At 51.1% G+C, this 4368-nt stretch carries 5 protein-coding genes; all 5 read left to right on the top strand.

Features of this window, described 5'->3' with window-relative positions; translation table 11 throughout:
* Positions 1 to 343 precede the first annotated feature (343 nt).
* The 5 genes from NIT7645_RS11330 (at position 344) to NIT7645_RS11310 (ending at position 3993) form a co-directional block, all read left to right on the top strand.
* On the top strand, positions 344 to 631 hold the full coding sequence (locus NIT7645_RS11330; RefSeq protein ID WP_050672442.1) for a copper-binding protein: 288 nt from the start codon (positions 344 to 346) through the stop codon (positions 629 to 631).
* Positions 632 to 686: 55 nt separating this feature from the next.
* Positions 687 to 1949, top strand: a complete 1263-nt coding sequence (locus tag NIT7645_RS11325) for an ABC transporter transmembrane domain-containing protein (RefSeq protein WP_050687160.1) — start codon at positions 687 to 689, stop codon at positions 1947 to 1949.
* The gene (locus NIT7645_RS11320) at positions 1946 to 2407 is read left to right on the top strand and encodes a hypothetical protein (RefSeq protein WP_050687158.1); all 462 of its coding nucleotides are present in this window, start codon (positions 1946 to 1948) and stop codon (positions 2405 to 2407) included. Before NIT7645_RS11325 ends, NIT7645_RS11320 begins: the two co-directional genes overlap by 4 nt.
* Positions 2408 to 2522: 115 nt before the next feature.
* Positions 2523 to 3092 carry a c-type cytochrome gene (locus tag NIT7645_RS11315; protein ID WP_046212313.1) on the top strand — a complete coding sequence of 190 codons (570 nt, stop codon included), beginning with the start codon at positions 2523 to 2525 and terminating at the stop codon, positions 3090 to 3092.
* A 1-nt stretch (position 3093) separates the two neighbouring features.
* Complete coding sequence (locus tag NIT7645_RS11310) at positions 3094 to 3993, top strand: c-type cytochrome (RefSeq protein WP_046212312.1); 900 nt, start codon at positions 3094 to 3096, stop codon at positions 3991 to 3993.
* The last annotated feature ends 375 nt before the right edge of the window (positions 3994 to 4368 follow it).

Genomic DNA, 4368 nt, shown 5'->3' with positions numbered 1-4368 from the left:
ATTCAATCTTCTGAACGATAGCTATCGGTCGTGTTCGTCGGTGTAAACCTTACAAATTGATACATTTCAAACTGGCCTAGTAGTATTGATTTGTTTGGGATTTTTAGCTTTATCGACATGACGTGATCACGGCTCAAAGCCAAGCAAAGCACAGGATATCGAAGGTAAAAACGCCAGGGCCGTTCACACTGCCAACTTCAACAAAGCCGTCGGGCTCAACCCGATAGTCAGAGTGAAATCCTTCGGTGATTTTCAGCCAAACTCCAAAGCTTGCCTGTTTTGAAATCAAGAAAGCCTGGACTCTAGCAACCGATCTTCCACATCACAAAGGAGTAAACAAAACATGAAAATTCTCTCACTCGCAGCCGCTTTGGCAATTGCCGCAACAGCGTCATTGGCGGGCGGCGACCACGACATGTCGATGGGCACCGTTACGAACTTGGATCGCAAATCGAATGTTGTGACCATCAACCACGGCCCACTCGAAAACATCAACATGCCAGCGATGGAAATGGGTTATGCAGTTGCGAAGCCTTCGATGATGAAAGGTCTTCGTAAAGGTACTCAAATTCATTTTGTCGTTGAGCAAGTCAACGGAAAATACATCGTAACAGAGCTTATGAAGCAATAGACGTGATGTTTAGGTTCCAGGGCCGCTTCTCTGCCGGCCGAATTAAGGACACCCAATGAGTACGGCTCTGGAAATCGACGCGTTTACAATTTCTGGTCTTTTCGGCTGGACACATCATATTGCGGACCTGTTAGGATTCCACATCATTGAAAACCCTCCCCAGTGGCTGCATGTGGCGCTGCAGCTTATTCTAGTAATTGCGCCTCTCGCTACGCTATTAGGTTTCCTGATATTCCTTGCTCAGATTATCAGAAGTATAGCTCAAAACAGGCTATTTTCTATTGAAGATCGTAGGGAGTTTGCTCTTGTTCGCCGCTTGATAGGGCTGCGCTGGCATGAACAGGTTACCGTTATATTTCTTGGTTTGTTAGCACAACCAGTACTGTATGCGACACTTGAGTTGCCAAAACGTATTGTCAACGGTGCGATCGAATCAAACCATTTCCCCATTGATGTTTTTGACTCTCAATACACACAACTAGAGTTTCTTGGACTCTTGTCTGTCTTGTATCTTATTTCCCTGATCGTGAGCGGCGCGATCAAGTACTGTATTAACGTCAGGAAGGGGGAGATCGGAGAGCGAACGCTTTTGCGGCTGCGCCTGGTGCTTTACCGGGCGTGGCGACGCGCACCGGAAGGACAGCGCAGAACCGAAGTCATCCCACTATCGACGAGTGAAATTGAACCTATCGGCGGGTTTGCGGGAGATGTTCTGGCGACGCCTGTATTTCAAGGCGGCACCTTAGTCACTGTCCTGCTGTTCATGTTCATCCAAGACCCGATATTGGGAGCCGCAGCGATGACATTAGTACCTGTTCAACTGTTTATCATACCCATTTTGCAAAGATGGGTAAACAAACGGATGAGACTCCGCATTCGCGCTGTTCGCGCATTCGGAGACGTTCTCGGGGAGCAAACCGGTGATGTATCCAGCCGATACATCACTCGCAAAACACTCTCAGCGGCCCACAAGCTTAGAAACACGAGACTTGAATTGCAGCGCGCGAAGTATTTGCAAAAGGCAATCAGCAATTTTCTAATGTCATTGACGCCTTTTCTGCTCTACTCGATTGGAGGCTGGCTTGTCATTGAAGGCCAACTATCACTTGGGGCCTTGGTGGCAGTAATTGCGGCCTTCAAAGATTTTTCCAGTCCTTTTCGGGAACTCATTCTGTACTATCAGAATTCGTCCGATGTCAGGCTGCGAGCAAGGGAGTATGAGAGTTTCTTGCTGCAATGCGGAAGAGTAACCCACGGGCTGAACTTGAAGCAACGGTATAGTCGCCCACAATTCTTTGAAATCGAAGGAGCTTCATGATGCGCTTTGCCCGGCAAGCTTTGGTGATGGGACTAATTTGGTCGACGGTAGCTGTTCTGCCTGCACACGCGGATGGCGTCGAACAGTCCTTGGAAGGTCTTCACGGCATCTACGTGAGCAAACTGTGCGTTGCCAGCGGTCTTCAAGATGGCGACGCTGAGATTGAGATGGTGTTCGAGAACATTTCCGCCGAGATGGTGTTCCTAGATGGTGTCGCATCCGATGTGTCTTTGGGTGGTGAGTTATACTTCAAAGATCTCGTGGGTTCGACGATCACGCAGAATGGATTTGGCGTGGATGAAGGAGAAATACTTGATGTCTCGAGTTCCCACATCGGCGCGCGATTGACTGATCTCAAACAAGATCTCAGCCCAGGCGACCATCCAACTGTTTTCTTGAACTTCAGGCACGGAACGCTGGAGGTCACGGCACATGTATTACCGCGAGGTCAATGCTGACCGTGACCGAGGCACAAAAACTTCTCAGTGGCGTAAACGGAACGTCGATTTGATTCCGTCATCGCGAAGTTGCTGCATCTCACCCTCATCAAACAATCCCCATGGAGATATACAAATGAAAAAGACCACCCTTTTACTCTCACTAGCCGCGATTTCCGCCGCAAGTCTCGTATGGGCGCATGGCGGTGCCACAGGGATCGTAAAGGAACGCATGGACGGCATGGTGGCTATGAGCAAGGCGACAAAGGCGATTACACCCATGATGCGCGGTAACGTCGAATACAATGCCGAAGCTATCCGAGAATATGCACGCACGATCGAGGAACATGCCGGAGAAGCAATGACAAAGCTTTTTCCCGAAGGGAGCGGTGGCATGCCCTCCGAGGCGAAAGACGATGTGTGGACCGACTGGGAGCAGTTTGAAGTTCTTGCCATGCAACTGGAGAGCCTTGGCAAAGGTCTCGGCCAAGCTGCCGAAAATGGCCTGGCGGCATCAGGTTCTGCGGACGGAGCTAGCACTAATATGATGGGGACCGGCGGCATGATGGGCACCGGCAGCATGATGGGCGCGGGCAGCATGATAGACATCGAGATGCTTGCGCAGATGCCAGCCGACGCGGTCTTTGCAAAAGTCGGCCAAGCATGTTCGGCGTGTCATACAAAATTCCGCGCCGAGTCCAACTAACATGAAGCGCTTATCTATTGGCCTTGGCTTGTTTGCCGCCCTTGCGGTGATCGGCTTTCTTGGGCTCGCTGCTTGGCCGATTTCCCGAACTCCGTCGCCTTCACTGGCGACTCTGGACGGCAATGTTCAGAATGGAGCCTATCTTGCGAGAGCATCCGGCTGCATCGCTTGCCATACCAACCCAGAGGGCGGCGCTCCTCTGGCAGGTGGTATAGCTCTGGAGACGCCATTTGGCACATTGTATTCGCCAAATCTAACGACAGATCCTGTTCACGGGATCGGGGATTGGACAATCGACCAGTTCGCAGTCGCGGTAAGGCAGGGTATATCCCCGGAGGGAGAGCCCTATTATCCCGCTTTCACCTATCCGTTCTATGCGGACTTCTCAGATCAGGACATCGCGGATCTCTGGGCGGCATTCCAAACTGTGCCACCGGTGGCGGAACCTTCTGTCGCGCCAAGTATGATGTTCCCGTTCAATCAGCGTGCTGGTCTAAAGTTGTGGCGCGCAGCATTTATGCACGACCCCGATACGGAACCTGTGGAGGGCAAAGGCGATAGTTGGAATCGTGGCAAATGGTTGGTCGAAGGAGCGACTCACTGCAGTGCTTGCCACACACCTCGCAACTTGGCTGGAGGGCGTAAAGAAGAAACTGAGAAGTTCGCGGGTTCAGACTTGATCCCAGGTGGAGGTAAAGCGCCTGCGATCGATACATCTTCGCTTAAAGAACAAGGATGGGATGCGGACAATTTGGCTTATGCATTGAAGACCGGTCTGACTCCATCCGGAGATGCCTTTGGCAACGCCATGGGAGAAGTCGTTTTACATGGAACCCAGTTTCTCAGTGCCGCAGATCTTGCAGCCATGGCCGAGTACTTAATGGATCAACCAAGACAGTGAAGACAGCTGAGGTATTTGATGGGTCCAGTAAAACTTAGTTTCTGCGTTAGTGTACACTTATCAAGCCGATTTTTGACGTTAGCACTGCAAGAGACGTTGGACGGATTTAAACAGAGGGAGCAAGACTGTGGATAGGTCTACCAACCAGCCGCCCCTAAATACCAGTTCACCAAGCACTGGTCCGGAGGCGATGCTGTCAACGAACAGAGGAGCATTTCTCGGCTTCTTGATGAAGCGATTGAAGGACAGGTTGGGAGTGGACAAAACATGGGGGTCATCTTCGTCGTTGCGGCCCGTGCTAAGGTGAGTTCTTTGCGTGTGGGGCTGCCATGGACGTACGGATTACAATCGAAACTACCTTCGACAACGGGGAGA

Source organism: Phaeobacter italicus (genome assembly GCF_001258055.1).
Classification (GTDB): Bacteria; Pseudomonadota; Alphaproteobacteria; order Rhodobacterales; family Rhodobacteraceae; genus Phaeobacter; species Phaeobacter italicus.
This window is presented reverse-complemented; position numbering and strand designations above follow the sequence as displayed.